Source organism: Silvibacterium sp. (assembly GCF_047605705.1).
Taxonomy (GTDB): Bacteria; Acidobacteriota; Terriglobia; order Terriglobales; family Acidobacteriaceae; genus Silvibacterium.
Genome location: NZ_JASGFD010000013.1, coordinates 1 through 16,093 on the forward strand (window position 1 = coordinate 1; position 16,093 = coordinate 16,093).

At 63.8% G+C, this 16,093-nt stretch carries 12 protein-coding genes; 10 read left to right on the forward strand and 2 right to left on the reverse strand.

Annotated elements, in window-relative coordinates; translation table 11 throughout:
* Positions 1 to 217 precede the first annotated feature (217 nt).
* Together QM649_RS06585 and QM649_RS06590 are read left to right on the forward strand one after the other, a co-directional pair.
* Positions 218 to 1,852 carry a cryptochrome/photolyase family protein gene (locus QM649_RS06585; protein WP_415198225.1) on the forward strand — a complete coding sequence of 545 codons (1,635 nt, stop codon included), beginning with the start codon at positions 218 to 220 and terminating at the stop codon, positions 1,850 to 1,852.
* A gap of 24 nt (positions 1,853 to 1,876) precedes the next feature.
* Positions 1,877 to 3,154, forward strand: a complete 1,278-nt coding sequence (locus tag QM649_RS06590) for an NAD(P)/FAD-dependent oxidoreductase (RefSeq protein ID WP_415198226.1) — start codon at positions 1,877 to 1,879, stop codon at positions 3,152 to 3,154.
* A 279-nt stretch (positions 3,155 to 3,433) separates the two neighbouring features.
* Here QM649_RS06590 and QM649_RS06595 read toward each other — a convergent pair whose 3' ends face one another.
* Both QM649_RS06595 and QM649_RS06600 read right to left on the reverse strand, forming a co-directional pair.
* Positions 3,434 to 3,955: a DinB family protein gene (locus QM649_RS06595; RefSeq protein WP_415198227.1), complete on the reverse strand. Its 522-nt coding sequence runs from the start codon at positions 3,953 to 3,955 to the stop codon at positions 3,434 to 3,436.
* Positions 3,956 to 4,016: 61 nt separating this feature from the next.
* On the reverse strand, positions 4,017 to 5,393 hold the full coding sequence (locus QM649_RS06600) for a DUF5666 domain-containing protein (protein WP_415198228.1): 1,377 nt from the start codon (positions 5,391 to 5,393) through the stop codon (positions 4,017 to 4,019).
* Positions 5,394 to 5,542: 149 nt separating this feature from the next.
* Between QM649_RS06600 and QM649_RS06605 the strand changes: the two genes are divergently transcribed.
* The 8 genes from QM649_RS06605 to QM649_RS06640 all read left to right on the forward strand — a co-directional run bounded on the left by QM649_RS06605 (position 5,543) and on the right by QM649_RS06640 (position 16,054).
* Positions 5,543 to 6,388, forward strand: coding sequence for a hypothetical protein (locus QM649_RS06605; RefSeq protein WP_415198229.1), 846 nt, complete (start codon positions 5,543 to 5,545; stop codon positions 6,386 to 6,388).
* A gap of 357 nt (positions 6,389 to 6,745) precedes the next feature.
* Complete coding sequence (gene rimP / locus QM649_RS06610) at positions 6,746 to 7,354, forward strand: ribosome maturation factor RimP (RefSeq protein ID WP_415198230.1); 609 nt, start codon at positions 6,746 to 6,748, stop codon at positions 7,352 to 7,354.
* Between the two features lie 95 nt (positions 7,355 to 7,449).
* Entirely contained in the window at positions 7,450 to 9,111 is a 1,662-nt protein-coding gene (nusA, locus tag QM649_RS06615; RefSeq protein ID WP_415198231.1) for a transcription termination factor NusA, read from the forward strand.
* Between the two features lie 142 nt (positions 9,112 to 9,253).
* Positions 9,254 to 12,661, forward strand: a complete 3,408-nt coding sequence (gene infB, locus QM649_RS06620) for a translation initiation factor IF-2 (RefSeq protein ID WP_415198232.1) — start codon at positions 9,254 to 9,256, stop codon at positions 12,659 to 12,661.
* 111 nt (positions 12,662 to 12,772) lie between these two features.
* Positions 12,773 to 13,573, forward strand: a complete 801-nt coding sequence (locus tag QM649_RS06625) for a hypothetical protein (protein ID WP_415198233.1) — start codon at positions 12,773 to 12,775, stop codon at positions 13,571 to 13,573.
* Positions 13,574 to 13,592: 19 nt separating this feature from the next.
* Entirely contained in the window at positions 13,593 to 13,901 is a 309-nt protein-coding gene (locus QM649_RS06630) for a DUF503 domain-containing protein (protein ID WP_415198234.1), read from the forward strand.
* A 640-nt stretch (positions 13,902 to 14,541) separates the two neighbouring features.
* Positions 14,542 to 14,937, forward strand: a complete 396-nt coding sequence (gene rbfA, locus QM649_RS06635; RefSeq protein ID WP_415198235.1) for a 30S ribosome-binding factor RbfA — start codon at positions 14,542 to 14,544, stop codon at positions 14,935 to 14,937.
* Positions 14,938 to 15,061: 124 nt separating this feature from the next.
* Entirely contained in the window at positions 15,062 to 16,054 is a 993-nt protein-coding gene (locus tag QM649_RS06640) for a DHH family phosphoesterase (RefSeq protein WP_415198236.1), read from the forward strand.
* Positions 16,055 to 16,093 lie beyond the last annotated feature (39 nt).

The window sequence follows — 16,093 nt, forward strand, 5'->3', positions numbered from 1 at the left end:
AGGGATGGGTATTGCTGGATAAACCTTCTCGAAAACCACAACTCCTCTGTGCTCTCTGTGTCCTCTGTGGTGAAAGTTCTCTTTTAATGCGGCGAAGACCCTCGAGCACCCACTCATTGCCGGAGCAACAAACCCCGCTGCGCTTTTTCGGCCGGCCGAAACGGGATTTGCAGGCAAAAGCAGCGGAATCGAAAGGCGGACTGTCTTAGCCAGAACGATGCGGGAATTTCGAGAGCGAATCGCGGCGGCGCAGCCGGGCCGCGCCGACACGGACCGGCGCTGGATCTACGTGCCCTATGACCGGCTGACCGACGAGACCGGTCCGCTGACCGAGCAGCCAGCCGCCGAGACCGGCGTGGTCATGATGGAGGCGCTCGGCAAGGCGCGGCGGCGGCCGTATCACAAGAAAAAGCTGGGTCTGATCCTCGCCGGGGAGCGGCATTTCGCCCTGCGCCAGGCCGCGCGCGGAGTGAAAGTGATCTACCTCTTCACCGAGGGCGATCACGTTGACGGCTTCACCGAGGCGCAGCGGCTGCTGGGCGAGCGCGAGATGGCGATCATGCAACCGGCAGAGCGCGAATTGCGGCTGGATGTGGATCGCGCGCGCAAAACCGGTGTACGGCTAAGTGAAGTCAAAGACACGACTTGGCTCTCGACAGAGGCCGACTTTGATAATTGTTATCGTCTTTCCGGAAGCCAGATCCTAGAGGCGAAACCGCTCGTAATGGATCGTTTCTATCGCGCGATGCGGACCAAAACCGGGATACTCATGCGCGGCGGCAAGCCGGTAGGCGGCAGGTTCTCCTACGATGCGGAGAACCGCAGGCCATGGCGAGGCAAGCCTCGGCCGCCGCGGAGACCCTCCTTCGCCCCGGATGCCATCACCCGCGAGGCGCTCGAACAGGTAGCGGAGCTGTTCCCGGAGAGCTTCGGCTCGATCGAGGGTTTCGATCTTCCGGTCACGCGGGAGCAGGCGCTCGAGGCATGGCGGTTCGCGCGGGAGCATCTGCTGGCGGAGTTCGGTCCCTATGAGGATGCGATGTCCTCGCGCGAGCCGGACCTCTTTCACTCGAAGATCTCAGCCGCGCTGAACGTGAGCCTGATCCTGCCGGGCGAGGTGATCGCCGATGTGGTGAAGGATGCGGATAAGGGCAGAATCCCGCTGGCCAGCGCTGAAGGCTTCATCCGGCAGGTTCTCGGCTGGCGGGAGTATATGCGGCATGTGCATCGGGTGACGGACGGATACAGGAAGATCCATGGGGGCCATCCCCCGCGCGATCCCTATGCCGGAGCGAAGCCCAGCGCGCTCGACGCGCACCGGAAGCTGCCGGCGGCGTACTGGGGAGTGAAGTGCGGATGGAACTGTGTCGATACCGTGGTGGAGCAGGTTATGCGGGAAGGCTGGTCGCACCACATCACGCGGCTGATGGTTCTGAGCAACCTGGCGACGCTGATGGGCGTGGAGCCGCGCGAGCTGACCGATTGGTTCTGGGTGGCGTACGTGGACGCGTACGACTGGGTAGTGGAGACGAATGTGCTGGGTATGGGCACCTTCGGCGACGGCGGGGTGACGGCGACCAAGCCCTATGTGAGCGGGGCAGCGTATATCCACCGCATGAGCGATTACTGTGAAGGTTGCCGCTTCGATCCGAAAAAGGCGACCGGCGAGGGATCGTGTCCGTTCACGGCGCTCTACTGGAGCTTTCTGGAGCGCAATGCCGAGCGGCTCGAGGGGAATATGCGGATGGCCATGCCGCTGGTGACCCTGGCGAAAAAGCCGGCCGCGGAGCGGAAGGCGCTACGCGAGCGCGCCGAGGCAGCGATAAACGAACTGGAATCTGCGCGATACTGAAGTCGCGACGGAGGGCAGGAAGAGATGCTGGATGCAGTCGTCATCGGAGCGGGGCTGGCGGGGTTGAACTGCGCGCTCACGCTGGAGCGGGCGGGGCTGAACGTGGCCCTGCTGGAGGCGCAGGACGGTCCGGGAGGACGGGTGCGGACGGATGTGGTCGACGGCTTCCGGCTGGACCGCGGCTTCCAAATCCTGCTGACGGCGTATCCCGAAGCGCAGCGTGCCCTGGATTACGAGCGGCTGAAGCTGTGTCCGATGACCCCCGGGGCGCTGGTATGGCATGAGGGCGCGATGCACCGGCTGGCCGATCCCTTCCGGCACCCGCTGTTGGCGCTGGGCTCGCTGCTGGATGGCACCGTGCCGCTGGGCGACAAGCTGAAGGTGGCCTCGCTGCGGGAAAAGGTGAAGCAGGGGGAAATCGAGGAGATTTTCGCCGCGCCGGAGACCACGACGCTCGAGTTCCTGCGCCAGTATGGCTTTTCTGAAGCCATGATCGAGCGCTTCTTCCGGCCGTTTTTCAGCGGCGTGTTTTCGGAGCCGGGACTCAAGAGCTCGAGCCGGTATTTCCAGTTCCTGTTCCGCATGTTTGCCGAAGGGCCAGCCGCGGTCCCGGAGCTGGGGATGGGCGAGATTCCAGCGCAGCTCGCCGCGGCGCTGAAGCCCGAGACCCTGTCGCTGAGCACGCGGGTGGTGCGGCTGGAGAAGCTGCCCCAGGGCTACCGGCTGAAGATCGAGGACGGACGGGAGATTGAGGCGCGGACGGTGGTGGCCGCGGCCGGGGCGCATACGCTGCCGCTGGTTGGCTTGTCCGGTCTTGCGGCACCGGGCAACGGCGTGACCTGGAACCAGACGGTGACGGTCTATTTCACGGCCGAGCGTGCGCCGGTGGAAGAGCCGACGCTGGTGCTGAATGGTGTCGGCCAGGAGGATGGGCCGATCAATCACCTGACGGTGATGAGCTGTGTCTCAAAGGCCTATGCGCCTCCGGGCGCGGAGCTGATCGCGGCGAACGTGGTGGGGCAGGCGCCGCTGCGGGACCTCGACCTGGAGCGGCTGGAAGCTGCGGTGCGCGGGCATGCGCGGCGCATCTTCGGCGCGCCGGTGGATCGCTGGCGGCGGCTGCGCACCTACGCAATCCCCCACGCGCTGCCGCTTGCCGCCCATGTGATGTGGAATCCGCAGCCGGTGCAGCGCACCTCCGAGGGCGTGTACCTGTGTGGAGACGTGACCGAGACACCCTCTATCCAGGGTGCGCTCGTCTCCGGAAGGCGTGTGGCCGAAGCGCTGCTGGCGTCGGACTAGCCTCTATTGGCATACTCTGCCTGCTCGTTGTGCTTTTCCTTAGAGAGTGTGTCGTCCCGATAAAGAAGACTGTCGTTCCGACCGAAGCGAGGCGTCTTTCGTCTCGCGAAGCGGAGGAACCTGCGGTTCTCGCTTTCCTATCGAAAGCGTTCTGAGCGAGCTGCCTCATCGCAGGTTCCTCCACTCCGCTTCCTGTGGTCGCTTCGGTCGGAATGACAGATTCGTGGCGGTGTTGTAGCCGCGAACGAACAGGTCATGCACCTTGTATCCGGCTGGAGCTTAGACTTCGGGCGTGGAGCGCTTGTTCAGATTTGCAGGCGCGAAATCCGCGGCGATGGACTCGAGCTTCTGCAGATGGTGCAGGTCGTGCCCGGCGATGGTCTCGACGATGGTCCAGACGGTGAGCGGGCCTCGCTCCGGGTGGACGGCGGCGCGCGCCTTCTGTTCCGGGGTGAGCGAGCGGAAGAGCGCCATATTCCATTTGCGGGCGTCGCAGAAGAGCGCCAGCGCGTCATGGGCTTCGTAGACGGCATAGGTGGCGGCCCACTTGTCCTGGTCGAAGGGCTGGATGACGTGGTTCTCCTCGGCCAGCGCCTGGCGCGCGCGGAAGGAAAACGCGAGTTCGGAGTCGGTGAGGTGGCAGAGGATTTCGCGCGGACTCCATTTGCCCGGCGCGTAAGGCTGGTCCAGGCGCTCCGCACCTAGCTCCTCTGTAAGCTCTTCGATTCGGCGGGGCGTGGCGGCAAGGACGCGCAGGGGATCCTTGCCTTCGACGTAGCTGGCGTAGGGATTCGCGGACATGGTTGAGGCAGTATGCCATGGAAGCCGCGGCCGCGCGTCCTGCTTCCGGTTGGTTGCGGTTTCAGGGATGGTTTTTGGCCTGTTTCAGGTCAGGGTTATCGGCACGGAGGCTGGCAAGCATCTGCTGGTAGGCGTCTGCGTTGGTCTTAAGGGTGGAGTAGTCGAGCGTGGCGTACTGGCTGCGGAGAGCTGCTTCGAGGCTTTCGGTGAGCGGAGAAATCGGATCGCCGTCCGGCCATGGGTTCTCGATCCTGCGATTAGCCGCGGCTGTCCAGGCGAAGGGAGCTTCGCGGATGTCATATCCGGCGGTGAGCATGTACTGCAGGCCGATGCGGCTGGCCTCTTCGTTCATGTGCAACTGGAGTTCGCTATAGGCGATGGAGTTGGCGATGAGAAGAGGCGAGCCAAAGTAGCCGCCAGCCAGGATTACCCCCGTCCACTTGAGCTCCCGATGCATCTTGGCGGCTTCGAGATGGTGGTAAAGCTCGCGCTCGATGGCGGAAGCGATACCGTTTGACAGCAGTGCAGCGAGCTGGGCTTCATTCTGGAGCGAGGCCAGTACGTTGTCTGGTACAGCGATGACGCCGTCCGGAGAGGAAGACACGTCATTGAGCGCATCTTTCTGTTTCGCGGAGCGATGAATGACGTAAAAGCGGAAGTTAATCTTCACGGGGTCTCCATCCGCGAGATTTTTCTCAAACTGCGGGATGAGACCCTGGCCGACGTGCGTGACATACGTCTGCAAAGTCTCATCCGGAACGATTTCCGATGCGCCAGCGCCGGGCCACTTGATCCGGCCTGGCTGATGATTTGCATAGTCCGGCAGTGTGATATCGGGATCAGATTTGTCGCGGAAGCTTTGTTCGTCCGTAAGGGATCCGAAGGGTGCGGCAGTGAGCGTCAACGCACGCAGCGAGAAATCCTGTTCGCGGTGAGCGGAGAAGCTGGCGATCATGCCGGTATGGAGCCGCTCGAGCGGCAGGGCTTTTCCGTCGCCTGCGGTGATTTTCGTGGCGGAAGTGATGTCGAGGCGGTAGCCGTCCACCCATAATGTCGGGTTCGCTGCCGGAACAATGGATGTCAACAGGCCTGCACCCTTAATCTCGCGCTTGCCGGTCAGATCGGGATCGAGCACCACCTGTACGAATCGGGCGACAAATGCGCCGTTCTTCTCGAAGCGGCCTTCCACATGGACATGGCTGCCGACGGCGACGGAGATATCGATAGGTCCACTACTGGCGTGTTCGGCATCGATCACGGGGAGGGGATGCTCGGTCTTCGCATCGCAGAGGACGTGGCGCGGGCCGACGTCGAACTCGCCCGGGCTGGTGACGCTGGTCACGTAGCCGTCGAAGGTCTTCGGGAGCTTTGCTGCGTGGGCGGTAGGCAGAAAAACAGGCAGAAGGACAGAGGCGAGCAGGGAACGTGCAATTTTCATGTGTCGGGCCGGATGTGTGGGTGCTGGGCGCAGTATTTCATGGAAGCGCTTGGTGCCGCGGACTCGATCCCATGGTTTCGCTGCGATTGAGAAAGGGCGGATTTCCGTTCGGCTGCGCACTTGTTACCCTTCGAGAACGTCGATTGCTTATGCCGCGTCTTGCCCGATCCTGGAAGCTGTCCGCTTTTCTTCTTTTACCCGCGCTTTGTGCCGGTACGCCTTTGGTGCGCGCGCAGCAGGCCGGGACGCCGCCTGCGCTGGACGCGATCCTCAACCGGCTCGAGGCGAATCTTCATCACTACGACGCCGGGGTGCCGAGTCTCTTCTGCGATGAGCATGTGGTGTCGTCGCAGTCGGTGCGCGATACGCCGATCGAGAACTCGGTCACCGATTCCATCTTCCGCCTCCGGCGCACGCCCGGGCCGGGCGGCACGACCTCGCTGGTCGAGTCGCGCGAGATCAAGACCGTCGACGGAAAGCGGCCGCAGTCGAAGGATATGGACGGCCCCACGCTGCTGAGCGGCATGTTCGAGGGCGGACTCGCGGTCGTCTCCCGCAGCCAGGCGGCATGCATGAAGTACACGCTGGAAAAGCCGGATAAGAAGCAGCCGGGTGGACCGTATGTGGTCCGCTTCGAGACGGAGCTGGCGCCGCAGAACCTGAACAGCTGCTTTCTCACCGAGAAGAGCAAAGGGCTGGTCGACATCGATCCCGCATCGATGCAGGTGACGCACCTGGAGATCACGACGCCTCGTCACGTCATCAGCGCAGGCGGGGATTTCGCGCCCCGTATGATCGGCAAGCGGGAGCTGGCGGTCGATTATGCGCCGGTTCCGCTCGGTGACAGTACCTTCTGGCTCCCTTCGGCGATCGGGATGACCACGGGCACGGGTTTCGCCTCCCATGACAAGGTGTGGTCCTTTCAGGCGGAGTACCGCAACTGCCACCGGCTGGAGGTCACCACGCGAATGCTGCCGGCCGGGCCGGCACAGTAAACAGGACCGTTGCTTCCCATGTCTCAAAATCGAGACATGGGGCACCCGGCTTCGCCCTTTAGGCTTCGCTTCGGTCGGAATGACGAATCTGCTTTGGAGTTTGTGCTTCCCCACTCAAGCCAAAACCGGGCTTGAATGGGCCACCGTCGAGGTGGATGCTCTATCTGAGCCGCCCTGAGCCCTGTTCGAGCAGGCCGATTGAATTCGGGGGTGTTTCGGCGTATTCTTATTCAGCAGACGAGTTTGTCCGCGACTGGGCCGTGGGTTGCCGGCGGGCGCGGAGAGATGAGTGGGCTTCTGGCCCACTTTTTCTTTGGCCTCGAAAGTCCCCGTCAAACTTCGCCAGCGTAAACAGTTATGGCCCTGAACCTTGATCAGATTCGTGCCCTTGCCCAGCGTGTGGCGGCCTCGCATGGCCTCGACGTGGTGGAAGTGGATTACCAGGGAGCGGGCAAGCAGCGCGCTCTGCGAGTTTTTCTTGAAAAGAACGCCGAAGAGCGGGCGAAGCTCGCTGCCGGAGAGGCTGAGCCGAAGGACGGCGAAGAGAGCGATGAGGGAGTATCCCGTCCGGAAGGCTTCAACCGGGAGCATCTTTCCGGGATCACGCACGACGACTGTACGGCTTTCAGCAGGGATTTCGGCACCGTTCTCGATGTAGAAGAGTTGATACCCGGAGCAGAGTACACGCTCGAGGTATCGTCGCCGGGGTTGGACCGGAAGCTGTCTTCTGTCGTGGATTACGAGCGGTTTGCGGGCAGCCTGGTGAAGCTCCAGACCTTTGAGCCGGTGAACGGGAACCGTCACTGGCAGGGCCGGCTGACCGGCGTGGCCGATGGGCGCATCACAGTGGATTTGAGTGCCCTGAAGCCGAAGGGAAAGGCCAAGAAGGCGCAGGCGGCAGTCGGCGAGACGATGGAAATCGCGCTGGCCAACGTCGAAAAGGCGCGGCTGATTCCCGAGTTCTAAAGACATTTTGTCCGCGCACGATTGCGGACCCCAGACGCGGCTCCGCTGACATCGCTATCTGTCAGCCAGGCCGAAGGAAGAGTTGAGACGAGACTATGGCAAGCCAGCTTTATCAGAGCATTGAGATTCTGAGCCGCGACAAGGGCATCGACCCGGAGATCGTGGTGGGAGCGGTGGAAGACGCGATCGCCCTGGCAACGCGCAAGTATTACAAGACGCAGGAAAACATGCGCGCCGAGCTGGACAAGGAAACGGGCGAGATCCGGGCCTATGTCTATAAGACGGTAGTCGAGACCCCCGAGGAGATCGAGGATCCGATCAACCAGATCACCCTCGAAGAGGCGCGTGCGCTGGCTCCCGAGGTCGAGGTGGGTGGCGAAATCCGCTACTACAAGCCGACCGACGTGCTGGGCCGCATCGCCGCGCAGATGGCGAAGCAGGTGATCTTCCAGAAGGTCCGCGAAGCCGAGCGCGACACGGTCTTCAACGAGTACAACCACCGCGTGGGCGAGGTTCTGAACGCCACGGTGAAGCGCGTCGAGCTGCAGGACGTGATCTTCGACATCGGCAAGGCCGAGGCGCGCATGCCGCGCCGCGAGCAGTCGCGGCTGGAGCAGTTCGCCGTGGGCGAGCGCGTGCGCGTCGTGCTGCTGCGTGTGGATCGCGCGGCCAAGGGTCCGCAGGTCATCGTTTCGCGCGCCGCGAAGGAGCTGGTGCAGAACCTGTTCCAGAGCGAAGTACCGGAAATCTACGACGGCACGGTGATGATCCGCGCCATTGCCCGCGAAGCCGGCGAGCGCACCAAGATCGCCGTGATGTCGCGCGACAAGGATGTCGACCCGGTCGGCGCCTGCGTGGGCATGAAGGGCATGCGCGTGCAGTCGATCATCCGCGAGCTGCGTGGCGAGAAGATCGACATCATTGAATTCAGCGAAGAGATCACCACCTTCGCCGAGAAGGCACTGCAGCCGGCGAAGGTCAGCCGCGTGAGCATTACGGACCTGGGCGAGAAGCAGCTAGAGGTCATCGTGGACGACACGCAGCTGTCGCTGGCGATCGGCAAGAAGGGGCAGAACGTGCGCCTGGCGGCCAAGCTGCTGGACTGGAAGATCGACATCAAGAGCGAGGAAGAGAAGCGCCAGGAAGTCGAACAGCAGATGCAGGGTGTGGGCGGTCCTTCGACGCCGATCGAGCAGGTCTCGGAGCTGGGCGAGTCGATCATCGACAAGCTGGTGGCCGCGGGCATCACGACCGTCGAAGCGCTGGCGGACATGACGCCCGAGCAGCTGGAAGAGATTCCGGGCATCGGCGAGAAGACGCTCGAGAAGATCAGCGTAGCGGTACGGCACTACTTCGGCCAGTACGAAGAGGGCGAAGAGCGTCCGGCTGCGGCCGAGGCGAAGGCGGATTCGGAAGACGCGGCGGAAGAAGATGCGACCGCGGCAGCCGAGCGCGCCAGCCTGGCCGAGGAAGAAGAGGCTCTGGAGCTGGGTCTGACGCAGGACGGCGAAAGCGGTCCGGCGGATGAGGACTCGGAGGCCGAGGGCTCGGGGCTGATCAACGACGCCGTGGCGGCTGAGGCGATCGAGGAAATTACCGAAACGGGCGCGGGCGCGGAGTTCGATGGCGGCGTGCCGGTTGCTCCGGGAACGCAGAACACCAGCCACCGGCTGGTGGAGACTGCGGTCACCGAAGACGTTGCGGAGACGGCGGAATTGCGCGAAGAAACGGATCACGATGCGGGGAACGGCGAGTAGCATGCGCCGTTTCACCGTATTCCCGGCTCAGAAGACCGATGAAAGCCATCGTTTTCGGGCCATAATAGATAAAGGCGTGAAATCCCACAGCCATGAGGTTCTTATGAACGGCTAAGGGCTAGGGACAGCGACAAAGGGGCGGATGAGTAAAGTTCGAATCAACGATTTAGCGCGAGAGCTGGAAGTAAAGAGCAAGGCCATTCTGGATGTCCTGGATGGTGTCGGTGTGACCGAGAAGAAGACACACTCCAGCTCACTTGAGCTTGATGAAGCCGAGCGTGTGCGTGCCCACTTCCAGCGAGGGAAGTCCGGCGGCGCAGCTTCGTCTGCGCGCAACGACAATGCGGCCAAGCCGAAGATTGACTGGTCCCGAGTCTCGAAGCCTGGGGATGTGCTGAAGGCCATCCAGCAGCGTAAGGAAGAAGAAGCAGCCCCGGCGAAGCCCGCGGTGCAGGCGGCTCCTCCGGCGGTGAATCGTCCGGTGGTCGCGGCAGCACCTCCGGCCGGCGTACAGCGCCCCGCCGTGGCCGCCTCGCCCGCACCGGCTCAGGCCGTGGCGGCAGCGACGCGTCCGGTGACCCCGGCGGCAGCTCCCGCTCCCTCCGCTCCTGTGGCGCAGGCTCCCGCAGTGCAGACCCCGGCAGCGCCGGCGGCTCCTGCACCCGTGGCCTCTACCCCGGCGGCTCCTGTGGCTGCGGCTCCGGCTGCTCCCGCAACGCCTGCTCCGGCTCAGCCTGCTCCGGTTGCGGCAGCGCCCGCGGCCCCGGCTGCACCTGCGGCTCCGGTTTCGGCTCCCCCCTCGGCTGCGGCTCCTGCCGCTCCGCAGGCGGCGAGCGCTCCGGTAGCGGCTCGTCCGGTCATCGGCACGCCGAACCCGAACAATCCTGCTCCGCGCCGCATCGTGCCGCAGCCTCGCCAGGCCCCGAATATCGTGGTGCCTTCGGCTCCGGCGATTGCCGCGAAGCCCCCGGCCGGCCCGGTCGTGGCGAAGCCTCCGGTGGCTCCGGCTGGCGCGATTCACAGCGCGGCTCCGACGGCTCCGGTCGCGGCCAAGCCCCCGGTTGCGGCAGCGGCTCCGGCTGCTCCTGCGACCCCGGCTGCTTCGACGCCCGCAGCGGCGGCTCCGGCAACGGATGCGCCTGCGGCCCCGGCAGCACCCGCGGCTCCGGCTGCTCCTGTCCGTCGCGTGATCATGCCGCAGACCGGGCCTCGCCCGGTGTACACGGCGCCCCCGCCGCCTCCGGTTTCGCAGCGTCCGGCTGCTCCGCAGGGTGGCCAGGGTGGTCCCGGCGGCTCGATCCAGCGTGGACGTCCTATCTTTGATCGCCGGCCCGGTGGACCTGGCGGCGGCCCGACCGGTGGCGGCTATGGCCGTCCGCAGGGCGGTCCTGGAGGCCCTGGCGGCCCGGGACAGCGCCGTCCCATGCATCCGACCCGCTCCATGCCGGGTGGTCCCGGTGGTGGCCCGGGAGGCCCTGGTGGCCGTCCTGGTTTCGGTGCACGTCCTGGATTCGGACAGCGCCCCGGTGGCCCCGGCGGCCGTCCCGGCTTCGGTGGTCCGCGTCCCGGAATGGGAGGCCCTGGTGGTGGCTTAGTGCCGCCTCCGGGCGAGGCTCCGCGTCCGCAGCGCGCAGGCAATAACCAGCGCCGCGGCCGTCAGCAGTATCCGAAGACCAAGGAAGGCCCGATGAAGGGCTTTGCCCCGCCGTCCCGTTACGGCGGAGTACAGATTCCGAACGAGCCGCTGCCGATCACGCGCACCATTACCGTGACCGAAGGCATCAGCGTGAAGGATCTGGCCGAGAAGCTGGGTGTTCGCGGCAAGGACCTGATCGCCACGCTGCTGATGCGCGGCGTGTTTGTGACCGTCAACCAGTCGCTCGACGGCGAGCTGGTGAAGGATGTGGCGCGGCAGTTCGGCGCGGACACCGAGGTCATCACGTTCGAGGATCAGCTGGCGAACGAGGCCATCGAAAACGTACTCGCGCAGGAGAATCCTGACGAGCACGAAGTGGTTCGTCCTCCGGTGGTCACCGTCATGGGTCACGTCGACCACGGTAAGACCTCGCTGCTCGACGCCATCCGCGATGCGGATGTGGCCGGTGGCGAAGCCGGTGGCATTACGCAGCACATCGGCGCGTACAAGGTGCGCATCGGCAAGGAAGATTCGCCGGCCTTCGGCCGCGAGATCGTCTTCCTCGATACGCCGGGTCACGAAGCCTTTACCCGTATGCGTGCGCGCGGCGCCAAGGTCACCGACATTGTCGTGATCGTGGTGGCGGCGGATGACGGTGTGATGCCGCAGACGCTCGAAGCGATCGACCACGCGAAGGCGGCGAATGTGCCGATCATCGTGGCGGTGAACAAGATCGATAAGCCGGATGCGCAGCCGGATCGCGTCAAGCAGCAGCTGGGCGATCGCGGACTGGTGCCGGAAGCCTGGGGCGGTTCGACGGTGTTCGTCGATGTCTCGGCGAAGAAGAAGCAGAACCTCGATCTGCTGCTCGAAATGATCTGCCTGGTGGCCGATATCGGCAACCTGAAGGCGACTCCGGGCCGCTCGGCCGTGGGTACCGTCATCGAAGCGAAGCTGGACCGCGGACGCGGTGCGGTGGCCTCGGTGCTGGTGCAGAACGGTACGCTGCGTAACCAGGACAGCTTCATCGTGGGCAACACCTTCGGCAAGATCCGCGCCATGTTCGACGATCGCGGACGCGCCATCGAAGAGGCTGGCCCGTCGACGCCGGTGGAGATTCTCGGTCTCGAGAGCATCCCCGACGCAGGCGACACGTTCCTGGTGGTTGCGGACCGCGACAAGGCCAAGGGCATTGCGCAGTACCGCAAGATGAAGGAGCGCGAGGCACAGCTGGCGAAGAGCTCGCGTGTGTCGCTCGAAGGCCTGGCCGAACAGATCAAGCAGGCCGGCGTGAAGGAACTGCCGCTGATCCTCAAGGGCGACGTGCAGGGCTCGGTGCAGGTGCTGGCCGATTCGCTGCAGAAGATGTCGACCGAGAAGGTGCGCATCAAGGTCATTCACTCGGGCGTGGGCGCCATCACCGAGAGCGACGTGCTCCTGGCTTCGGCCTCGAACGCGATCGTCATCGGCTTCAACGTCAAGCCGGAGCGTAAGGCCGCGGACCTGGCAGAGCAGGAAGAGGTCGAGATTCGTCTGCACTCGATCATCTACGAGCTGCAGGACGAGATCACCAAGGCGATGCTCGGACTCCTCGAGCCGGTGTTCAAGGAAGTCTACATGGGCCGCGCCGAAGTGCTGCAGGTCTTCCGTATCCCGAAGGTCGGCACCATTGCCGGCTGCCGCGTGACGGATGGCTCGCTGCGCCGCGATGCGGAGATCAAGCTGCTGCGTGACGGCGAGCAGGTCTTCAAGGGCAAGCTCAGCTCGCTCAAGCGCGTGAAGGACGATGTGAAGGAAGTGACGAACGGCATGGAGTGCGGTATCGGCATCAATTCCAACGACATCAAGGAAGGCGACATCATCGAGGCCTTCGTCACCGAGAAGGTGGCGGCGGAACTCGGAGCAGCACGCTAAGCGATTCTTCTACCAAACCAGCAGCCGGCGGAGCTATCCGCCGGCTGTTTTCTTTTCCGGATATGACATTCCTCACTACACACGGAGAATGGCTGCGCCCAGGCTTGGGGCATGGCCGTGAGTACTGTCTCTCCGGTGAAGGACGACGAGGCGACGCTGGCTGCGATCAGCGTGCTCGCCTGCATGCTGACGACGATGCTGCATGAAGGTGTCGGGCATGCGGCGGTGGCGATGGTTACGCTGCACGCCTCGGGTGTGCTGACCACGCTGGCGTGGTCGAGCGAGGGAGCGAGCCGTCTGGTCGAGGCCGGAGGGACGCTGGTGAACCTCTTAACGGCCGGGGTGGTGTGGCTGCTGTTGCGGCAGGCGAAGGAGGCGTCAGCGGCATGGCGCTATTTTCTCTGGGCCGTGATGACTTTCAGCCTCTTTGCGGGAACTGGCTACTTCTTTTATTCGGGCGTGACGGATTTCGGAGACTGGGCAGCGGTCATCGCAGGGCTCACGCCGCACTGGCTGTGGCGCGCTGGGCTGGTGATCGTCGGGATCGCAGCCTATTACGCAGCCATGCAGATCGTGGGACGCACGGTGGTGTGGTCGCTGGGAGTCGCGCCCGTAGAGTCTGCCCGTTTTCAGCGGCTGATGGTGGTGACGTATATCGCGGCTCTCGCGATCGACGGCGTGGCCGGGCTCTTCAATCCCTTCGGACTCAAGTACGTGTTGCTCTCGGCGCTGGCCGCGACGGCGGGCGCGAACTCTGCGCTGCTGTGGATGCGGAAGCATCTGCCGGAGGGGCTTGAGGCCGGTCCGCATCGCGATCCGGTGAGGCGCAGCGCGGCGTGGATTGCAGTGGCGGCGGTGCTGGCGATCGTATTCATCGCGGTGCTGGGGCCAGGTGTGAAGCTGGGACATTAGGCTGCGATAGCATGGGCGCATGGCAGTGGCGGCGATGACAATCGAGCTGCGCATCGAGCATGCGCAGTCGCTGAAGGACCGGCGGCAGGTGGTGCGGAGCCTCAAGGAGAAGCTGTCGCACGGCTTCAATATCTCGGTGGCGGAGCTGGACGAGGCGGTGACCTGGCAATCGGCGACGATCGGCGTAGCGGCGATCTCGGCCTCGCGGGACTACCTCGCCGGACAGATGCATCAGGTGGAGATGGCGGTGAACCGCATCGTGAACGATTTAGGCGCGACGGTGGCCGATGCGTGGTGGGAGTTCCTGGAAACAGCTGCCAGCTATTAGCTACTGGCTTTTAGCTTAAGTCCGGATGCCTGCACTTGTTCTCTCGGGATGCGGGGCACCCTGGGTGTTAGCTGCCAGCTTGTTTCGTCACCCCATAAGATGTGTCATTCCGACCGAAGCGAGACGCTTTTCGTCTCGCGCAGTGGAGGAACCTGCTGTTTCTCCTTCAATGAGTCGAGAAGAACTGACGAGCTGTGAACCGCAGGTTCCTCCACTGCGTTCGCCTTTGGCTCACTACGGTCGGAATGACAATGCTTCAACGGACGAGATAGAAATCCCACGTCTCAGAATCGAGACGTGGGGCACCCGGGGTGTGAGAGAAGCCTGATGGTGGCCCATTCAAGCCCCGTTTTGGCTTGAGTGGGGGCCGCAAGCCGCTTCCACTTATAGGGAACAGCGAGGCCTGCGATTCCCTCGCTTGATGAGAGACCGCAGGTTCCTCCACTTCGTTCGCCTTTGGCTCACTTCGGCCGGAACGACAATCCTTCAACGGGCGAGATAGAAATCCCACGTCTCAAAGTCGAGACGTGGGGCACCCGGGTTCATATCATTTCTGTCCGGAAGCTTAAGTTGCCTTCGCCTCGTTTGGTCCAGCGCTCGCTCTCTGATATCCTCAGAGGTTTATTCGAGGTTAAAAGAGATGCCGGAACAACGGGCACGGAAGTATCACCAGGACCGCGTGGCGGAGACGCTGCGTGAAGAGATTGGCGCGATGATCGAGGGCGAGCTCTCCGATCCGCGTATTGCGTCGGCTTACGTCACACAGGTTGTATTGAACCCCGGCGGCAAGTCGGCCATGATCTATGTCGCAGTCGAGGGCGAGCACGACATCGAGGCGCGCGAGAAGGCCAATATCGAGGGCCTGATGGCGGCGCGCGGGTATATCCGGCATGAACTGCTGGAACGGATGGGCGTGCGCCATGTGCCGGAGCTGATGTTCTACTCCGACCGCTCGGAGCGCATGACGGCTCGCGTGGAAGAGCTGCTGGAACGGCAGAAGAAGCGGCAGAAAAAGAAAACGGCGGAGGCTCTTTAGGGCCACGTTCCCAGCATGCCGATTGGGCGTTACAGGTCCGTGCGGAAATAGCAGGTTCCTCCACTTCGCTCGCCTTCAGCCCGCTCTGACCGGAATGACGGTGTTTTGTTAAAGCGCTACCTTCATGGACAAACTCGACAACATCCACGAGATTCTGAGCGCGATCGAGCAGTCGGACCGGCTGCTGGTGACCGCGCACGCGCGTCCGGACGGCGACGCGGTGGGATCGATGCTGGCGATGGCGATGGTGCTCGAGCAGCTGGGCAAGCAGGTGGATATGGTCTCCTGCGACCGCGTGCCGCCGATCTACCGCGCGCTGCCCTGCGCGCCGCGGATCCGGCAGGCGTGCAAGGTCGAGGAGCATTACGACGCGGTGATCCTGCTGGAGTGCGATGGGATCGAGCGCTCGCGGCTTGATGGGTTGGAGGGGCGGTTCCTCATCAATATTGACCATCATGTGAGTGGCCGGCCTTTCGGGCACGTGAACTGGATCGACCAGAAGGCCTGCGCGGTCGCGGAGATGGTCTACGACCTGGCGCTGGCGGCCGGGGCGCGGGTGACGCCGGAGATGGCCACCTGCCTCTACACGGCCGTGCTCACGGACACGGGCTCGTTCTGCTACGCGGGCACGGACATGCACACCTTCGAGCTCGCCGGCGACCTGGTGCGGCACGGCGCGAATCCGATGGTGATCGCGCAGAATACCTACTTCGCGCATCCGGAATCGAAGATGCTGCTGCTGGGCGCGGCGCTCTCGAACCTGCGGCGCGAGGGCAATGTCGCCTGGATGTGGGTGACGCACGAGGACATGCAGCGGACCCATGCGGCGGAAGAGGACTGCGAGGGGCTGGTGAACTATGCCATCGCCATCTCCGGAGTCGAGATTGCCGTATTTCTGCGCGAGCTGCCGGACCGCAAGGTGCGGCTTTCCATCCGCAGCAAGGGTGTGCTGAATGTGGCGAACGTGGCGGAGAGCTTCGGAGGCGGTGGACATCACCACGCAAGCGGCTGTACGCTTCCCGGACCGCTGCCGGTAGCCGAGGAGCAGATACTCGCCTGCCTGAGCACGCAGCTGGGATTGCGGTTGCAGGGACAGCACGTCGCCCGCGCGGTTTAAGGACGGCGGATTTTCCTCTCCATCCTCTTTATCGTCTAT